Source organism: Planktothrix sp. PLAVEN19ND (assembly GCF_057220675.1).
The window spans coordinates 2,731,758-2,750,759 of record NZ_CM170132.1 but is presented as its reverse complement, the minus strand read 5'-3'; the positions used below and the strand labels follow the sequence as shown (position 1 = coordinate 2,750,759).

At 38.5% G+C, this 19,002-nt stretch carries 15 protein-coding genes; 8 read left to right on the top strand and 7 right to left on the bottom strand.

Features of this window, described 5'->3' with window-relative positions; genetic code table 11:
• The first annotated feature begins 80 nt into the window (after positions 1-80).
• Positions 81-2,564, top strand: a complete 2,484-nt coding sequence (locus tag AC2D3N_RS12040; RefSeq protein WP_079677815.1) for an N-6 DNA methylase — start codon at positions 81-83, stop codon at positions 2,562-2,564.
• 176 nt (positions 2,565-2,740) lie between these two features.
• Here the strand turns inward: AC2D3N_RS12040 and AC2D3N_RS12035 are convergent, their stop codons facing one another.
• On the bottom strand, positions 2,741-3,307 hold the full coding sequence (locus AC2D3N_RS12035) for a hypothetical protein (RefSeq protein ID WP_484693700.1): 567 nt from the start codon (positions 3,305-3,307) through the stop codon (positions 2,741-2,743).
• Positions 3,300-3,536 (bottom strand): helix-turn-helix domain-containing protein, encoded by a 237-nt coding sequence (locus AC2D3N_RS12030; protein ID WP_079677813.1) that lies wholly within the window; start codon positions 3,534-3,536, stop codon positions 3,300-3,302. The genes AC2D3N_RS12035 and AC2D3N_RS12030 overlap by 8 nt, the downstream gene beginning before the upstream one ends.
• 286 nt (positions 3,537-3,822) lie before the next feature.
• Between AC2D3N_RS12030 and AC2D3N_RS12025 the strand changes: the two genes are divergently transcribed.
• Positions 3,823-4,038 (top strand): hypothetical protein, encoded by a 216-nt coding sequence (locus tag AC2D3N_RS12025; protein WP_079677812.1) that lies wholly within the window; start codon positions 3,823-3,825, stop codon positions 4,036-4,038.
• Positions 4,039-4,229: 191 nt separating this feature from the next.
• Positions 4,230-4,427 (top strand): hypothetical protein, encoded by a 198-nt coding sequence (locus AC2D3N_RS12020; protein ID WP_079677811.1) that lies wholly within the window; start codon positions 4,230-4,232, stop codon positions 4,425-4,427.
• 365 nt (positions 4,428-4,792) lie between these two features.
• On the opposite strand, the gene AC2D3N_RS12015 is transcribed toward AC2D3N_RS12020, so the two are convergent.
• Positions 4,793-7,204, bottom strand: a complete 2,412-nt coding sequence (locus AC2D3N_RS12015; protein WP_484693699.1) for an ATP-dependent helicase — start codon at positions 7,202-7,204, stop codon at positions 4,793-4,795.
• Positions 7,205-7,254: 50 nt separating this feature from the next.
• Between AC2D3N_RS12015 and AC2D3N_RS12010 the strand changes: the two genes are divergently transcribed.
• A complete protein-coding gene (locus AC2D3N_RS12010) occupies positions 7,255-8,142 on the top strand; it encodes a DUF4349 domain-containing protein (protein ID WP_484693698.1) in 888 nt (295 codons plus the stop codon).
• Positions 8,143-8,271: 129 nt separating this feature from the next.
• Here the strand turns inward: AC2D3N_RS12010 and AC2D3N_RS12005 are convergent, their stop codons facing one another.
• From AC2D3N_RS12005 to AC2D3N_RS11990, 4 genes are all read right to left on the bottom strand, one after another.
• Complete coding sequence (locus tag AC2D3N_RS12005; RefSeq protein ID WP_079677808.1) at positions 8,272-9,366, bottom strand: RuBisCO accumulation factor 1; 1,095 nt, start codon at positions 9,364-9,366, stop codon at positions 8,272-8,274.
• Between the two features lie 220 nt (positions 9,367-9,586).
• Complete coding sequence (locus AC2D3N_RS12000; RefSeq protein ID WP_484693697.1) at positions 9,587-10,930, bottom strand: hypothetical protein; 1,344 nt, start codon at positions 10,928-10,930, stop codon at positions 9,587-9,589.
• A gap of 37 nt (positions 10,931-10,967) precedes the next feature.
• The gene (locus tag AC2D3N_RS11995; RefSeq protein ID WP_484693696.1) at positions 10,968-11,747 is read right to left on the bottom strand and encodes a photosystem II electron transport protein, Sll1252 family; all 780 of its coding nucleotides are present in this window, start codon (positions 11,745-11,747) and stop codon (positions 10,968-10,970) included.
• A gap of 156 nt (positions 11,748-11,903) precedes the next feature.
• Positions 11,904-12,419 (bottom strand): hypothetical protein, encoded by a 516-nt coding sequence (locus AC2D3N_RS11990; RefSeq protein WP_484693695.1) that lies wholly within the window; start codon positions 12,417-12,419, stop codon positions 11,904-11,906.
• A gap of 683 nt (positions 12,420-13,102) precedes the next feature.
• Between AC2D3N_RS11990 and serA the strand changes: the two genes are divergently transcribed.
• The 4 genes from serA (at position 13,103) to sppA (ending at position 18,953) form a co-directional block, all read left to right on the top strand.
• On the top strand, positions 13,103-14,686 hold the full coding sequence (gene serA, locus AC2D3N_RS11985) for a phosphoglycerate dehydrogenase (protein ID WP_079677804.1): 1,584 nt from the start codon (positions 13,103-13,105) through the stop codon (positions 14,684-14,686).
• Positions 14,687-14,932: 246 nt separating this feature from the next.
• The gene (gene prmA, locus AC2D3N_RS11980; RefSeq protein ID WP_079677803.1) at positions 14,933-15,823 is read left to right on the top strand and encodes a 50S ribosomal protein L11 methyltransferase; all 891 of its coding nucleotides are present in this window, start codon (positions 14,933-14,935) and stop codon (positions 15,821-15,823) included.
• 225 nt (positions 15,824-16,048) lie between these two features.
• Positions 16,049-17,086 carry a type 2 isopentenyl-diphosphate Delta-isomerase gene (gene fni / locus AC2D3N_RS11975; RefSeq protein ID WP_484693694.1) on the top strand — a complete coding sequence of 346 codons (1,038 nt, stop codon included), beginning with the start codon at positions 16,049-16,051 and terminating at the stop codon, positions 17,084-17,086.
• Positions 17,087-17,129: 43 nt separating this feature from the next.
• Positions 17,130-18,953, top strand: coding sequence for a signal peptide peptidase SppA (gene sppA, locus AC2D3N_RS11970; RefSeq protein WP_484693693.1), 1,824 nt, complete (start codon positions 17,130-17,132; stop codon positions 18,951-18,953).
• The last annotated feature ends 49 nt before the right edge of the window (positions 18,954-19,002 follow it).

The following is a 19,002-nucleotide window of genomic DNA, read 5'->3' as shown; positions in this document are numbered from 1 at the left end:
AGGCGTTTATGTTGAGGTTTTTTTACTGGGGGTTTAAGATAGATTAGGGTGTTTTGCACTTTTAATCTCTATATTTGACTATGCAAAAAAAAGCTGAATTTAAGGCAAACAATAAAAATAATATTCCTAATTTAGAAACCCAAAGAATAATTCAAGAATTATGTGATTTAGGGTATCCTAATAAAAATATATTATTCAATAGCAACTTTTGGGGTTCTAATGGTCAGACTTTTTTAGGTGATATTATTGTTTTGCCTGAAAACTCTGTATTGCATATCAATCCTATTTTGGTGATTAAAATTATTGACTCTTTAGAGAATTTAAACGCTAAATTACTGGAAAAATGGCAATATTCAGGAGCCAAGGTTTTAATCTTTAAACAAAAAGATATTATCAGAGTATTTGCCTTGGATAATCATCAAAATTATCATGAGATTTCACCCTTTATTCCTCATTTTAAAGAAATAGAAAATTTGCCAAATCCAGATTATTATCGTTTAAAATCTAGTTTGTCACCTGGTTATAATTTAAAATCTATTTTAGCCAATCTCCATGATCACCTCTATGGAAATAGTAATATTCGGATTCCTTCAAGATTAGGAATCGAAATTCAAAAATTACTATTAATTAAAAAATTTGATGAGGAACAAGTTGATGATCAATGCGAATTTTGTCTAACAGGGAAAGAATTATATAAAAAATATGATGATCAAATTACTCCTAATTTAGATGCCGTTAATCAAGTTGCTGAAAGGATAAAAAATCTTCTCCATAAATATAATTTAAACAAAGATGATTGTCACAAAATTAGATCTTTAGAGTTAGATCATGAATCAATTTATTATACTGTATTTCATTTAGAAGGAATATCTTTAAGTCAAACTCCTAGTGATGTTTTAGGTGATGCTTTAGAAACCTTCAGAAGCTATATCATGAAAAGAGAAGGGGGACAGTTTTTTACTCCTAGACCTGTAATTGAATTAGCATTAAATTTAGTTGGATTTACAGGGGAAAACCATCAAACATTAGCTGATATTAGTTGTGGGACATCAGGATTTTTACACCAAGCCAGAAAAATTATTATAAAATCAGCAGAAAAAAAAGGAATTCTTGATCAATCTAAACAAAACCAATTAATTTCCGATTTATTGTTGGGTTTAGAAGTTGACCAAGATCTTGTCCAAATTTCTAACACATCACCCGAATTGGAAAAACTCCCTCAAAAAATAGTAGAAAATCAAGATAGTTTACTTCCTTTTCAACATTGGAAAAGCCAACTATTAGATCGAATTTCACCTGATTCAAAAATGTTTATGGTAGGAAATCCTCCGTTTGGAACTAAAATTACTATTAAAAATTTAGAGATTTTACAATCTTTTCAGTTAGCAAGATCATGGAAAAAGCATCAAGATCAATGGATATCTACAGAAAAAATTGTTCCCCGTTCTCCTGATATTTTATTCATTGAGAGAAATTTAGATTTATTGAAACATGAAACAGGTAAAATGGTACTTGTTTTTCCTTATCAAATCCTCAGTGGCCCTCAAGAAGAATTTGTGCGAGAATGGTTAATTACTCATTGTAAAATTATAGCTGTTATTGATCTTCCTGAAGATACTTTTCAACCTTATACAGGAACAAAAGGAGCATTATTAGTTGTTCAAAAACGAGAAAAACCCAATCCTTTATGGGAAGATGAACCCGAATATCCTATCTTTATGGCTAGACCTATAAAAATTGGACATGATCGCAGAGGAAAACCTGTCTTTAAAGATGATCAACAGACTATTGTAGATATAGACTTACCTGAAATTAGCCAAGCTTATGAAGAATTTTTAAAAGCAAATGATCCAAGTAAAGTTACTAAAAAAGCATTCATAATTTCTTCAAAATCTATTACACATTCTAACAATATTCGTTTAAATGCAGCTTATTATGAACCAAAATCTTCTAATTTAAAACAACAATTAGTGACAATAACGGAACAAAATCCTGATTTTACTATTTCAACATTAGGAGAATTAGTAGATAAGATTTTTTATCCTGGGCGTTTTAAGCGAGATTATACAGATAATTTGGATCATGATAATTCTGTTCCCTTTTTAGGGGGTGCAAACATTACCCAATTAATTCCCGTAACCGAAAAAAGAATTTTAAAAAGTAGTCCGCACTATAATGAATTAGCATTAAAAGCGGGTTGGATTTTGATTACTCGCAGTGGAACAACTGGAATAGTAGCAACCGTCCCTCAAGATTGGGAGGGTTTTGCAGCATCAGAACATATTATTAGAATTGTACCAAATCCTGATAAATTAAACCCGGGGTATCTCTATGGATATCTCAAAAGCCAAATAGGACAAAGATTATTAAAAGACGGTATTTTTGGTTCGGTTATTGATGAAATTAATTGTAGTCATATTTCATTAATTCCTGTGTTATATCCTAAAAGTGTAGAAAAAGCTAATAAAATTGGTGATCAAATCTTAAAAGCTGATCTTCTCAGATATGAAGCAGCAAATTTGATCAAGAATACGACAGAAACAATAGAAAAATTTATTCTTTAAATAGTTCGGGTTTGTGCTTCCGCAGAATTTTTTCTATCCATACCCATAACTCATCTAAAGTTAAATTATTTTGAATTCTATTGCTTTGACTTTCCATTAAAAATGTATTTGAGGGTATATGTTTTCCACCCCGATCTAAAGGAATTACATGACCAGATTCAATGCTTCTAGGATATTTAATGAATCTTGAAAAAGAGATAGGTTTCTAATTGAATGGGATCGAGACATTGACCCGGTTCTACTTGATGTCCTAATAACCAAATAAAACTATTTTGTATGGAATTAGGTGGTAAAAGTGGCGCACCTTCCATTGATAACGCCTGTAAAAAGTATTTGACTCCTACTAATTTAGCATCAATTTCAGTAGCATAAAATTTATGATCTTTCGGCAATTCCCAACGATTAATTCTATTACCATCTTGACCATCTTGCGGTCTTCCTGGTATACGACTGGAATTCGGTTTCCAAGGGGCTGAACGTGGCCCAGAATCATTGAATTTTGTACTAATAGCGTCGATCTTTTTTTGATCAAATCCAGCTAAAAGTAAATGGTTTTTAAATAAACTTCTTACTCCTGAGTAGAGTAGATTGACATTTTCTGTAGAGATTTTATTCTCTTGAATTGCTAGTAAATTGATGATTAGCAAAAGTTCTTCTATAGTTTTCCGGTGTACATTTGTATATCGTATTTTGCCTTCGTTAATTTGCTGTTGAATGATATTTTTTTCTATGGGTTTATTCATCAATCTTATCTCGATCTTGTTCAAAATTAAATAGTTCTGAAAACGAGACTTTTAAGGCTTCTGATAATTTTTCTAAGGTATCAAATGAAGGAGCATGAATTCCTCTTTCAATATAACTAATAAATTCTACAGATAAACCTGTTAACTCAGCTAGACTTTCTTGAGTCAACTTCTGAGATTTTCTTAATTTTTTTAGTCGGCGACCAAATAAAAATTTAAGATGACCTATAATTTAAGCCTCGTTTTCACAACTGAGGTTACAGACTACAGCATCTGGTGTTGCCAAAAAACGAAGTATGACTACGGATTTTTAATAATGTTAATTTTGGGACAGAGTAAATTTACTTATCTGATCGGCATTTTTGTCTGTCGAGTTGTCGTCGGAAAACTAAATCTATTTTGAGAGGATGAAGTTTTAAAGGATATCTCCCAAGAAATTCTGGGTTAGTTGGAATATTCTTAATCTCCTTGACGTTATCAAGATTAGTCCACAATTAACAGTATCTTTGAGGGAAATGAGCCAAATTTGCCAACTTGTGAAAAATATTTTAGAAACGGGTTATTTAACCCTGGAAGATGAACAAAAGTTACGAATACTTTTACAGGGGACAAAATATGGAGTCTCTGAATTAAATGCCTTTACCAACTTACAATATGCAGTCATACAAGGTCAAGTTCGCCAACAGTCTCGTGAGCAGTTAGATATGGTTTTTTCTGAAATAAAACTTTGAATTTTTAAAATAAATTATATATGGATTAAACCTCTGCTAACTTGAATTAGCAGATGGTATTTTTTCTTTTTAAAAGATTTGGCAAATAGTTTTAAATCTTAATTTAAAAAAATATTTGAGTTAATGGAATATTCAGAATCTGTTGTCCGTTTAAAAGATTAACAACTGAAAAACCAAAGGTGCAAAGAAAAATGAATACTTTTTTAACTCTTGTGTGTGTTGTTTTCTTAGGCAATTTAGGATTAAGTCAATTAGAAACCCGTCTCAACTCAGAACACCCCAAAATCAATTTTAACGGGATTCAAATTAACGGTAAAACCCATTTTTTAAATTTTGTTGATGAAAATCAGAGCCAAGATGAGGAGACACCTACTGTTCCTACAGCATGAGGGAATTAATTTCTTAGAAATTATCTAATTTTATGCAAATTAAAACAGTTTTAAAATCGTTTTTTCCTGCAATTTAATTATTGTTAAGAGGACAAGATTATGGCCTGTCAAGTTAATCGGCGTGGTCGCCCCAAATGTAATATTACCAACCATCCAGATCATCCTAATGATAAATTTTGTGCAACTTGTAATCAGCGTTTCTCGGAATCTAATTCTTGGCAAGTTATAGGATTTTTAATTGCTCTTTTAATAGCATTGATTATGATCAGTGTTAATCACGTTCAAAAAAGTTCAAACTCAAACCTACTAAGGAGGGAGACAATTTATATCAAGTCTAATTAGAGCAAATAATTATTTGTATCTTTTTAAAATGGCTCTAAAAAATGTTGAGGAAATTGTTGTTTTAAAGCAATAAAAACTGGACAGGGTTTTTGTTCCTGCATATTTTCAGGTTTATGCCAACTGTAGGGGGAAAAACGCGAGACAGACATCCATAAAAAACGTTTAGCTCGGGTCATGGCGACATAGAGTAATCGATATTCCTCGGCGGTTTTTAAATCTTTGGCTTGCTCCCAAGCTGTGGCTATATCAGGAATTAATTCTTGTCCGTGAGCAGCGGCTCGAATTTGGGCGCGGGCTACTTCCGAAAGGGTAAATTCTCCTAAAAATTTGGCTTGGGGTAATACTCTTAAACTCCCAGGAATTGTAGACTCTTGTAAGAAGGGAATAAACACATAATCCCAATCTAATCCTTTGGCTTTGTGCATGGTAATTAATGTTAATTGACCTTCCCGGGTATAGGGACTGTCTTTAGAGGTTGCTTCCTCATCAATATCCACGGTTTCAAACCGTTCAGAACTGACAATATCGTTTAAAACATCTAAAATTGTTCCCATGGAATGGTTACCAAAAGTTTTTTTACCAATCCGTTCCGCTAATTTATCCGCCGTGGCTAATTCCGTTTTTTCGTATTGTAAAGATAAAGCTAAAAAGGAAATCAATTGATAGGGTGGAAGCTCTAAACGGGCTTGCAATAATTGACAACAAAAATAACGACATTGGCGAATTTCTTCCGATTGTGGTGGGTCAAGGGGGCCGGGATAAAGAAATTCTTCGGGATGAATCGCAATTTTATTATAATCTAAATTGGGAATTAAATTGCGATCGCCTAATACTTTTAATGCCAATTTTAAGTAATCCGGTGAATGGGGACGATCTAAAAATTGTAATAAAGATAAAATTTCTGCCGGAATTTGAGAATTTCGTGCCTGTTGGGAGGCATCATAAATCCGAATTTTGGTTTGAAAATCTTCGGGAATTTTAATATTATATAATTGGGGATGATTAAAAACATTAGAAATAAACTCTCCCTGTTTATTCTCTCTGAGTAAAATTGTAAATTTTCCTTGAGGATCATCTTCAAGAATAGTCACAATTTTTTGAACAATTAACTCAACAGTTTGATAAATATCCGCCACTTCCCATAGTTCTAAACCTCGATCATAGGCTGGGGGATTGGCATTAGTTTGGTGGTCATGAAATCCGACTAATCGAATCATTTGCTCCCTAAACGGTTGTTCATTTCCAGCTAATTTTGAACGATTGACCCAGGATAACATATAGTTAGCAGCATCAATAATAATACAACTACTGCGTCCAGCTTGATCCATGGTAGCTAATCGTTCCAACTGTTCACAATCATGACAAAATCGACGAAAATAAATTGGATCAGCCGTAGTAAAGGTTGAGTTAATCGCTTGATTTGGATCACCGACTCTAACTAAATTTAAAGTTTCTAAATCATCAGTAATTGATTCAGAAGAACTAGCTAAATTTCTCAATAGTTTACTTTGTAGCGGGGTAGAATCTTGGGCTTCATCTTCAAAAACAGCAAAAACTTGATTTTGCCAAACTTGACGAATTGTGGGATTTTCTAATACTCGTAAGGCGGCTAAAATCATCTCATCATAATCAATAAAATTCAGTGATCGTAATATATTTTGATAATTTTCATATAATCCAGCAGCTATTTTTAAGGTTTCATAATCATCAGGAATTTGTTCGGAAATATTCGTTAGATCCTGCGGTCGCAGTCCTGAACTTTTGGCTTCTTGAATCACTTTCCAAGCTAAATTTGGTAAAACTTCAGTCCTTAAAACCGATTGTCGCCTTAAGCGTTCGGTTTCTTCTCCATCAAATTGAACCCCCTCAATTAATCGTTGATAATGGCGAGGATTAGCCATGATCCACTGTTCTACACAACTGCGGGTAATTCGATTACTGGGAGTGGGTAAAATTAAAGTAAAATTGTCTAAATTCAACCCCGATAATTCCGGGTTTTTTAACGCAATATTCAAGGCTAAACCATGCAAAGTATGAACCACAAATCCCCCTAAAGGTAATCGCATTTGTTTGAGTTCTTGACTCACTTTCGCGCGAATATTAGCGGCGGCGGAACGGGTGAAGGTGACAATCACTAATTGACGCTGGGAATGGAGTTGATGACGAGCGATCGCTAAAGCCGCAGCAAAAGCCATTCCCGTTGATTTCCCAGCCCCTGGAACCGCAGAAATAGCTAGTGGGCCCCCATTCCAATCGGCCATTTGTTGTTGACCCGGACGTAAACTTTGGTAAATTTCTTTAATTTTTTGATCTCGGAATGCACGAATTTGATCAATATTTTCTAATGGGTTCGTTGTTGGATCAGACAGGGCTATTTCCGTGGTTAGGATAGAATTAATAGAGGAAACTGGATCGAGATCAAAATCGTCTGTCATGCTAGGCTCAATATTAAGTGAATAATCAACGATAATAGGAATATAACACTATGAATCCTAATAAAATTCGCTCTCAGACTGGATTAAAGCCCAGATTTATTTTAGGGTTAATGGTATCAATTTTAGCTTTATCGAGTTGCGCTCAGGCGAATAAAGCTAAACAGATTGCTCCCGCCAGCGCACCTGCACCTTTAGCCGCCGCAGAGGGTCTGGAAATGGCTAATTCTGCACCAGAACAAACGACCCCGGAACCTAAAAAACAATCCCAACTAATTAAGCGTGCTCAGTTAACCTTAATCGTACAATCAATTCATCAAACCACGGAATCAATTACGGAAATTATAAAAAAACAGCAAGGGGATATTTTAAAATTTGAAGCTCAGAAATCCCCGGATAATAGTCAGCGTCAAACCGCTTATTTAGAATTTAGAGTGCCGCAACAGCGCTTAGAAACCACCTTAAATGCGTTAGCCAAGTTGGGAACCGTAGAAAATCAAATGATTACGGCGGAGGATGTTTCGGATCAATTAGTGGATGTTCAGGCGCGACTGCGAAATTTACGGAAATCGGAGGAAATGATCTTAAAAATTATGGAGCGCGCGGGTTCGGTTGGGGATGTTTTGAAGGCGGCTAATGAATTAAGTACAATTCGAGAATCCATTGAACGTATTGATGCTCAGTTAAGAAATTTACAAAATCAAGTGGCTTATTCGACGATTAATTTAAGGATTGAATCATTAGTTTCCGTGACTCCGGCTCCAGACAATTTGGGTTTAAGAGTCCAAGAAACTTGGGGAAAAGCAACTCATAGGATGGGTGAATTTACCTGGCTATTAGTGGGATTGGTTTTATGGTTATTGGCTTTTAGTCCCTATTTATTAATTGTTGGAGGAGGAATTTATGGTTATCGTTGGTATCGTCACAATAGAATGAAATAGGGATCACGGATTTAAGAGGATTTCGCGGATTTCACGGATTTTAGGATTTATTGGGTGTAAATAGCGAGCGGGGACGCTCGCACTGCATTTGATTTTGATAAATTTTATGGGAATATCAAGCTATTTTTCCTATTCATCAATTTGCCAAACATCATGAATTTGATCCTCATCTAAGACCTTCTTAGGACGCATAATTAAAATCAATTTTCCCAGTAAATGAATAGCAGGAGTTTCATCAAACCATCGTAATTCCAAATGTTCGGCTTCTTCAACTAAGAAATAAGAATCAATATCCCATTCTCGTTGAGCGCGATCAATTAAAATTAAAATCGGTTCTGATTTACCGGGTAGGGGATTCGGTAAATTAGCACTATTTCCTAAAATTACAACTGGATCTTCCGCATTTCTGACGACTTGCCACCCGGGAACCGCTACCCAAGCTGCATTTCCTGATGATTTAACAATCCTAAATTCCCCTAATTCTTCAATCAAAGGAACGGCTTTAAAATCCGATGGAGTTAAGGGAAATTTCCCCGCGACCGGAATTAAACGGGGTAGATCTTCTTCCGTTTCTAAACGATAAATAGGTAAACGAGGTGCTGATTTTTTGGCGGTAATCGAAAAATCCGTTAACAGTTGTTCTATGATTTCTCGGGCGGTTTGGGAGTGCGCATATTTTAATCCTTTGGCAATTAAACGTGATCGCTGTTGTAAATCATGATGTTGTCGGGCAGCTTTCCAGGCTTGATAGGCTAAAGCATCCCCAGGATGCTCAGAAAAACCAGGAGGGAGAATCGAAAATCGAGAAAATTCTTTGATGGCTTTAGCTAATTCTCGGGCTTCATCCGCATCTAATTTGCGTTGATCTGAAAATTCAGTCGCCATCACCCGTTCTCCTTGATTCAGGATACGAAATTCATATAAAATATCGCTTCCTCGGTTTTGGAAATGGGATTGAATTTCTTCGGATAAATTGCCTTTGATTAAGGATGAAAAAACTTGCCCTGCTACAATTACTTGATTTTGTTGAATCGGTTCAAAACCCGTTTCTTCAAAAATTTGTTGAGGATTATAACCGGATTTTTGTAATTTAGCACAGGCATCGCCCCATTCCACCCAATTTCCTTCTTTCCGCCGTAATAATTGTATTAATTTAGCCGGATCTGCTGATGGATCGGGTGTTGAGGAAATAAATGGGGAAGAATCTTGTGGTGTTTGAGTCATAATTATAGAGAATTAATCAATTTCAAGGACAGAACAGTTTCAAAATATCAAGTTAGTTAGTATTTGACATCCGCCCCGCCGTAAAACGGGCGGGGATTCCATCTATTTCAACAAATCAAAGATTGACAACTGCTGAAATTCTGGACGGGTTGACGCTTCGCCGAGATGTGCTTTCTTTACAGAAAGACTGACCTTCTCTCCACGGTGGAACTTAGGGGTTTTAAACCCATTTTTCTGATAACTTATCATGGGTATGTCGTGCCGATCCTAATAATTTTTGGGCTTCTGCGCTAACCGTTGTCCCTGCGGGAACCTGTTCTAATATACTAATAATATCAGTTAATTGACCAATTAAGGAACCAATATTAGGCTCTTTAGAACGGGCTGAGGTTTGCCATTGAGCAATCGCAGCTTTTGCCTGTTTAACAGATTCTACCGCGTCTTTTTCCGCTTGTAACCGACTTTCGGAACTCCCTAAATTAGATTGATATTCAGCTAATTTTTTCTGAGCATCCAAATAACTAGGATTATCCGTTGGAACTTGTTCTAAGCGACGAATAGCTTCTTGCCATAATTTAATTACTTGTTCCCATTGTTTGGCGGTATGAGGCGGATTTTGAGCGGCTTTTGCAGCCTGAATTCCAAACTGCATCCCCGCATCAATTAAGGTATTTCCTTTAATTGTTCCCGCGACAAATCCCAGTTTTTCTTGAAAATCTCGTTTGGCGGTTTCTAAGTCTTTTTCAGCTAATTTTCCGGCTAAGGTTGCGGAGGGAATTTTATCTAATTGATCAATAGCATTTTGCCACTGGTTAATCATCTGTTGTTGTTGATTTCCAGCGCTAAGTTTGGAGAAGTTTTTTTGAGATTCTTTGATTAATTGTTCAGCTTTTGTATATGCTTGATAAGCATTTTGTTCTTGAAAAATTTTAGATTCCATCCGGCCAATATTCTTTCTCGCACTTTCATATTCATCGAAGGTAAATCGCCAAACACAACCCATAAAGGAACAGTAAGCTTGAGGATAATACCCTAAAAACCAAACGGGGAGTTTATCGAGATGCTGTTGAGATTTTTCGACTTTTTCAACCCCTAATTCAATATCTGTAATTGCCGTAGCTTGATTAATTAATTGATCAGATTGTTCGACTAAGGACACCGCTTGTCGATAGTTATAATCCATACTAATGTAACTGGGAATTAATAAAATAGGTACGGTTTTTGAAACGGGAAAGCGAATCATGGGATAGGGTAAATTAGCGAGAGCCACAATTCCTACAAATCCCCCTAAAATGGCTGTACCTAAAAGCATTTTAGACCCAATTCCGGGGGGATGATTTGCTTTTGCAGCTTGCTTTAAAACCGATTGATTAAAGTCAGGAAATTGATCGGAAACTAAGTTATTTAACTCATCTAAAGTCAGGGGTTTTCCTGGCTGCGATCGCATTTTTTCCAAACGTTTCAGAATAATTTCCGCCCCAACTTCCCCGACTAAATCTTTCTGAGCATTTTTTTGCAATTCTCTTTTTAAAATTTCAAAGGATTGATCATAAAGTCTAACCATGACTAATATTCTCCTTAAATTATCCAGTAAAAACTGATTACTGATAGCGGGTTAATTCAACTCGATATCTTTGTTTTTTAGTAATAGCCATATCTTTAACTTCTAAACGTCCTTTTCCCCGAATAGCGATTAAATCCCCCGACTTTAATTGATAACTCGCTTGGGTAATTTCCTTCCAATTCACCCGCACATCTCCCCCATCAATTAAACTCACCATCTTGCTACGAGACATCCCAAATCCAGCAGAAGCGATCGCATCTAACCGCATAGAAGCTTCTACGGTGGTTAACTCTTTTTTCTTGGGTTCTCTAACCTTTAATTCCCCCTGATCAATTCGTCTAGTTTTCACCGGAACAGACCGAACTTGAGTCAGATTTAACTCTAAAAAATCCGCCAATTCTGGAGTAACAATTGTTTGGGCTCCCCGTTCTCCTAAAACAATAATATCCCCGGTTTTATCTCTGACAATTCCCGTCCCTAACATTGACCCTAAAAAGTCCCGATGGGTAGCCGGGTCAAAGAGAAAATTACCCGATATTTCTAACACAACAACGCTAACTTGAGTTTCATCAATAGGAAGTTCAGATCGGGCAATTCCTAACCGTTGGCGTTCCGCTTGGGGGTAACCGCCCCAGGGGAGCATTTGTACTTCTGTTAATCGGCTAAACACCTTTTGAGATTCCGCCAATTCCGGGGGAGAAAGGAAATCGGTTAGGGTAATTTCCCAGGTTTTCAGGGCTTGTTCTGCCAAGTCTATCACCCGGGCTAGACTATCTCGATTTTCGATGCCTTTTAGGAGTTCTTCTCTTGGTAACATTAGGGAATTTTAGGTGAAGGAAGATAAAAATTTGTTGAAATTATGATGGCATTTTTAATAAAATCGGGGTTAATTTTCGGGAATTTTACCCTCAAATGATTAAAAATACTTAGGAGTAAAAGGGATAAATTCAATGATCAATTCCGCCTATTTTAATTATTCATTTTCCCCCACGGTATACCCTTGAATATTTTCCGGTTCTAAGTCTCTTAAAATCCGATTAGCTTTGCGCATCAGGGTTTCCGAACCCGTAACCACGACTAAATATTTCCCCGCATTCAGGCGGTTACGGTAGGGTAAAGCATCGCCGCCCCCAACAATTAATCCGACGCCACCCCCGGCTAATATACTCCCTAGCCCCCCCGAAATGCCGCCGAGCACCGCACCAATTAAATGATTTCCCAGAACTCCCGCCCAGGCAAAGGTATCTAATCCCGTAATTAAACTAAAGCTAAAACCCGAAACAAATCCAAAGGGAATTAACCAAGTTGCCATTAATTTCACTTGTTTAATAGCACTTTCATTCGGGTCAATTAAGCCAAATTCATCGGCGGTTTTATAACCTTTTCCTAGAATACTGATTTGAGTGGTGGGCACACCTTCTTTTTCTAATTCAACATAGGCCGTTTCTGCTTGAAAGCGATCGGCCAGGACAGTGACAAGATAGTTCATAATAAAAAATGGGAAGTTTGGAAACCGCGTCTCTTCAGAGCACGGAGGAAAAACGACTCAGGAGAATTTATTCTCCGTGAATACTAGATTGGGAATCGACAAAAATTGTTGTATTTGCCGATTCCCGGTTTTTTGGTATTTCTACCACACTGATTTCTCAGGTAATGTTAGCTGAGTGATTCGCACACGCTACGCGAACGCCAATGTTATCGGTCGGTACTATCTCAAAAGCACTGCCTTACCCCTCGTAAAACTGTTTAAATGCCCGAGTTTTAGAGCTACAAACTAGCTACGCATCTGTAGGTAAGAACTTTAACGCTTACCAATAACGGAGTCAGTTAAGACTTAGGCTGGTCAACTAACTAAAGTTAGAGGCATGAAGCCGTGTCACTTTAGTGCGGGGTGCTGACAATTATCGTTGGGAATAGGCAAATCAATCTATTGTTAGTTTACACTTCCCCCAGCCCATCTTCTCGCCCCGCTCCAGCAAAGCTAAATTTTTTCCAAGAATTCGCAGTGAATATACCCATTAACAGTTAAAATGACCTACTGCGGTATTTATACAGACCGTATTGGGGAGAGAAAATAGCTGATGAAAACTCTCCCGAACTTCCCCCTCCCCTAGCGGATTTTGTCCGGGGGTCATGTTTCGTTTCCCGCTATTGCAATCATTTTCCTAAATCATGTCTAAGGTTCTCGTATCCGATTCTATTGATCAAGTTGGTATAGACATCCTGTCTCAAGTGGCTCAGGTGGATGTCAAAATAGGTTTACCCCCAGAAGAACTGGTGCGGATTATTCCAGAGTATGATGCTTTGATGATCCGGTCTGGAACCCGTGTAACCCAAGAAATTATCGAAGCCGCCGATAACTTAAAAATTATTGGTCGGGCGGGTGTCGGTGTGGATAACGTGGATATTCCCGCCGCTACCCGCAAAGGAATTGTGGTGGTCAACTCCCCCGAAGGAAATACCATTGCCGCCGCCGAACACGCCCTGGCAATGATGTTATCCATGTCTCGCTATATCCCCGATGCGAACCAATCGGTGAAAAGTGGCAAGTGGGATCGTAAAAGCTTCGTGGGTGTGGAAGTTTACAAGAAAACCCTCGGAATTGTGGGTTTAGGTAAAATTGGTTCCCACTTTGCCGCCGCAGCAAAGGCAATGGGGATGAAACTTTTGGCCTATGATCCCTTTATATCCCAAGAACGAGCGGATCAAATTGGTTGTCGGTTAGTGGACTTGGATCTCTTGGTTCAGGAGTCCGATTATATTACGCTGCATATCCCCAAAACCAAAGAAACCTACCATCTGTTTAATGCGGAAGTCTTCGCCAAGATGAAGCCCACCGCCCGCCTGATTAACTGTGCTAGGGGCGGTGTGATTGATGAAGCAGCCCTAGCTGATGCTCTACGAACTGGCCAAATTGCCGGGGCGGCCCTGGATGTCTTTGAAAATGAACCCCTAGAAGCGGATTCTCCCCTGCGGGAATTGGGCTCTAAAATTGTTCTCACACCCCACCTGGGAGCCTCGACAGAGGAAGCTCAAGTTAATGTGGCGATCGATGTCGCTGAACAAATTCGGGACGTGTTATTGGGCCTGCCAGCCCGCTCGGCGGTGAATATTCCGGGGTTATATCCCGATGTTTTGGAAAAACTCAAACCCTATCTGCAATTGGCGGAAACCCTGGGGAACATGGTGGGTCAATTAGCTGGGGGACGGATCGATTTTCTCGATGTCCGTTTGCAAGGAGAACTGGCCGGAACGAAAAGCCAAGCGGTGGTCGTGGCTTCTCTGAAAGGGTTACTGTCCCAAGCCTTACGGGAGCGAGTTAACTATGTGAACGCCAGTATTGAAGCCAAGGAACGGGGTATCCGAGTGATTGAGACCCGGGATGCCTCCTTGATGGACTACACGGGATCGCTGCATTTAGAAGCTAAGGGCAGTTTAGGCACTCATTCAGTGACCGGGGCCCTCTTAGGCGATCACGAAATTCGGATCACCAGTGTGGACGATTTCCCCATTAACGTTCCTCCGACCCGCTATATGTTGTTTACCCTCCATCGGGATGTACCGGGGATTATTGGTAAAATTGGCTCACTTTTGGGCAGCTTTAATGTCAATATTGCCAGTATGCAGGTCGGACGTAAAATTGTTCGGGGTGAAGCCGTCATGGTCTTGAGTCTTGATGATCCGTTGCCTGAAGGTATTCTTGCAGAAATCATCAAAGTGGCTGGCATCCGCGATGCTTATACCGTAACGCTTTAATCAGTTAACAGTTATCAGTTAACAGTTATCAGTTGTAGGGGTGGGTTCATCGAGATGCTCGGTAATTAATAAAGATCTAAAAGAACCCGCCCGTACCAGTTAACAGTTTATAGCCCACAAATATTAACTATTAACAATGAATTTTTTACTGTCAACTAATGACTGATACCTCTTACACTGTTAACTGATGACTGATGACTAATAACTGATAACTAATGACTGATAACTGATAACTGATTAATGATTATGGCTAATAGTTGGTGGGAAATTAAAGTATTGTGTGATCCGATGCTAGAAGATGCCGTTTTTTGGCGTATGGAAGCATTTGGTTGTCGAGGAACAGCGAGTCAAATAAAGAATAATTCCTGCTTGTTATCAGCCTATCTCCCCGAAGAAAAAGCCCATTTACTAGATTTAGCAGCCCTGGCTTTATTGTTACGTCAAGATGCGTTATGTTTAGAAATGCCAATTCCGGCGGTGACTTGGGATTTAATTGATGAACAGGACTGGTCAAGTAGTTGGAAACAATATTGGGAACCCACACCAATTGGCGATCGCTTTTTAGTTTACCCGGCTTGGTTAGCATTACCCGAAAATCCCGATCGCATCCTATTACGTTTAGATCCCGGGGTTGCCTTTGGAACCGGAACCCACGCCACAACTCAACTGTGTTTAGAATCTTTGGAAATGCGATTGGGCGGAGAACACAACCAAGCGGTGATTGCAGATATTGGTTGCGGTTCTGGTATCTTATCAATTGGGGCAATTTTGTTAGGAGCTTCTAAGGTGTATGCAGTTGATAATGATCCGTTAGCGACTCGTTCAACTTACGAAAATTGCGAATTAAACCAAATTTCACCAGAAAGAATTAATATTCAAGATGGCAGTATTGAGCAAGTAATTCAAGCAGTAGAGCAACCTGTAGATGGAATTGTTTGTAATATTTTAGCAGAAGTGATTATCGATTTAATTCCTCAATTTAATGCTATATCCAAGAAAAATACTTGGGCAATTTTAAGCGGGATTTTAATGGATCAGGCTAAACCAATTGCAGATACTTTAGAACAACAGGGCTGGGTCGTTGCTACCCTCTGGCGTCGTCAAGACTGGTGTTGTTTTAATATTCGACGATCCTAATTCAGTCATCAGTCATCAGTTAACAGTTATCAGTTATCAGTTGTAGGGGCGGGTTCTTTTAGATATGAGTTAATCACCGCGCATCTCGATGAACCCGCCCGTACCAGTTAACTGTTTTTATTTTAGCCCACACATATTAACAATGCACTCTTTACTGTCAACTGATCACTGATAACTCTTACACTGATAACTCTTACACTGATAACTGTTAACTGATAACTGAATATGGTATTTCCCAATCAAATTGAAAATAGAAAAGCTGATCACCTAAGAATTTGTTTAGAAGAAGATGTGCAGTTTCGACAAACAACAACGGGGTTAGAACGTTATGACTTTACCCATTGTTGTTTACCCGATTTAAACCGTAGCGAAATTGATATCACCACATCATTTTTAGGTAAAATATTAGGAGCGCCCCTATTAATTTCCTCCATGACTGGAGGCACAGAACAGGCAAAATTAATTAATTATCGGTTAGCGGCCGTGGCTGAACATTATCAGATTGCCATGGGAGTCGGTTCCCAACGGGTAGCTGTGGAAAATCCCGATGTAGCTGATACTTTTGCCGTGCGATCGCTCGCCCCTAATATTTTACTCTTTGCCAATTTAGGAGCCGTTCAATTAAACTATGAATATGGTTTAGAACAGTGTTTAAAAACCATTGATTTATTACAAGCTGATGCCTTAATTTTACATCTAAATCCTTTACAAGAATGTATTCAAACCGAAGGAGATACCAATTTTAAAAGATTATTTCATAAAATAGAACAATTATGTACTCAACTTCGGGTTCCAGTAATTGCCAAAGAAGTCGGAAATGGGATTGATGCCGTCATGGCCAAACGATTAATTGAGGCAGGAGTGACCGCCATTGACGTGGCAGGCGCGGGGGGAACCTCCTGGGCTAAAATCGAAGGAAAACGCGCCCCAGACCCCCTACAGCGTCGTCTAGGGGAAACCTTTGCCAATTGGGGCATACCCACGGCCGATTGTATTACCAGTATTCGGCAAGTGTCTCCCGATATTCCCTTAATTGCTTCGGGGGGGTTACGCAGTGGTTTAGATGCAGCCAAAGCGATCGCCCTGGGTGCGAATTTAACTGGGTTTGCTTGGCCGTTTTTGCAAGCCGCGGCCGAATCGGAAGCAGCAGTCTATACTTTAGTAGAGATTTTAAAAGCAGAACTGATCACCGTGCTATTTTGTACCAACAACCGTACCCTAAATCATTTACAAACATCGGGAGCCTTGAAACCCAAACCCTAAACCCCGCACTCGATTAAATTAGATTATCCCCTTTATTAATAATATGAAAGATTTTTTAAAATTTACATTTGCCAGTTTATTAGGAAACTTAATTGGACTGGTCTTGACTACCACTCTAGGCATTGGAGGATTAATTTTCCTAGTAATTCTAATGGCAAATCAAGAGTCTGGGCCGTTAGTTAAGGATAAATCCGTTTTAGTTTTTGACCTCTCCTTGAGTGTGAGTGATACGGGGCCTAATCCCTCAACCTCTGAAGCCTTACAGGAACTTTTATCAGAGGATAGTCCGACTTCAATTCAGTTAAGAACCTTAGTTCAAACGATTGATCAAGCCAGTCAAGATGATAAAATTGTTGCCCTTTATTTGCAAGGAACTAATACTCCTATTTCTACAGGATTAGCTAATTTAAAAGAAATTCGTCAAGCCTTACAACGATTTAAACAGAGTGGAAAAACCATTATTGCTTATGATATTGATTGGACAGCACCCGAATATTATTTAGCTTCGGTTGCGAATCAAGTCGTGATTAATCCCTTGGGTTCTTTAGATATTAAAGGGTTAAGTTCTCAAGTCATGTTTTTAACCGGAGCTTTAGAAAAATATGGTATTGGGGTGCAGGTGATTCGGGTGGGAAAATATAAGGCAGCCGTTGAACCTTTTGTACTGAAAAAATTAAGTCCAGAAAATCGAGAACAAACTCAAAAACTATTAGGAGATTTATGGGGAGAATGGTTAAGAACCATTGCACCCAGCCGAAAGGTAACAACCCAACAGTTACAAGCCTTTTCTAATACTGAAGGTATTTTATTAGCAGATACGGCTTTAAAAGGAAAATTAGTTGATCAAGTTGCCTATAGTGATGAAGTGATTACAGACTTCAAAAAAATGACAGGAGAATCCCAGGATAAAAGTCAACAATTCCGGCAAATTAGTATTAATTCCTATTCTAAAATCCCTGAAGTTGCTGATATTAATAATGGTAATCAAAATAGTAAAAATAAAATTGCCATCATCTATGCTGAAGGCGAAATTGTCGATGGGAGAGGAACTTCTAGCCAAATTGGAAGCGATCGGTTAGCCAAAGAATTAAGAAAATTACGCTTAGATGAACAGGTAAAAGCGGTGGTTTTACGGGTTAATAGTCCCGGGGGCAGTGCCACAGCTTCGGAAGTGATTGGGCGGGAAGTAGATCTGATCAGAAAACAAAAACCTGTGATAGTTTCTATGGGGAATTTTGCCGCTTCCGGGGGATATTGGATTGCCATGGGTGCGGATCAAATTTTTGCCCAGGCTAATACGGTGACCGGATCAATTGGGGTGTTTGGATTACTGTTTAATATTCAAGATATTGCTAGTAACAATGGGATTACCTGGGATATTGTTAAAACCAGTAAGTTTGCGGATATTCAAACTAATAGTCGGCCAAAAAGTCCCGAGGAATTAGCTCGGTTACAAAAGGTGGTTAACTTAATTTATGATCGCTTTATTTCTAACGTAGCCACCCATCGTAAGTTACCTAAAAATAAGGTTCAAGAAATTGCCCAAGGGCGAGTTTGGTCGGGTTCACAGGCGAAACAGTTAGGGTTAGTCGATGAAATTGGGGGGTTAGATGCGGCGATCGCGGCGGCAGCCAAAAAAGCTAATTTAGGAGAGGATTGGACACTCAAAGAACCCGCTAAACCTCGGACATTAGAAGAACGAATTTTAGAGAATTTAGCCGGAGATAACCTAACAAAAATACCGACCCCCGTTGATCCCCTCACCCGTGAATTTCTCAGACTGCAAGAGGAGTTATTGATGATTAAAGAAATGAATGACCCGAAAGGAATTTATACCCGTTTACCGTTTAATTTAACGATAGAATGAGTGAGTTAATCCCTGAAAAATGAATCCTTAGCTACAGCTTAACCCTAAT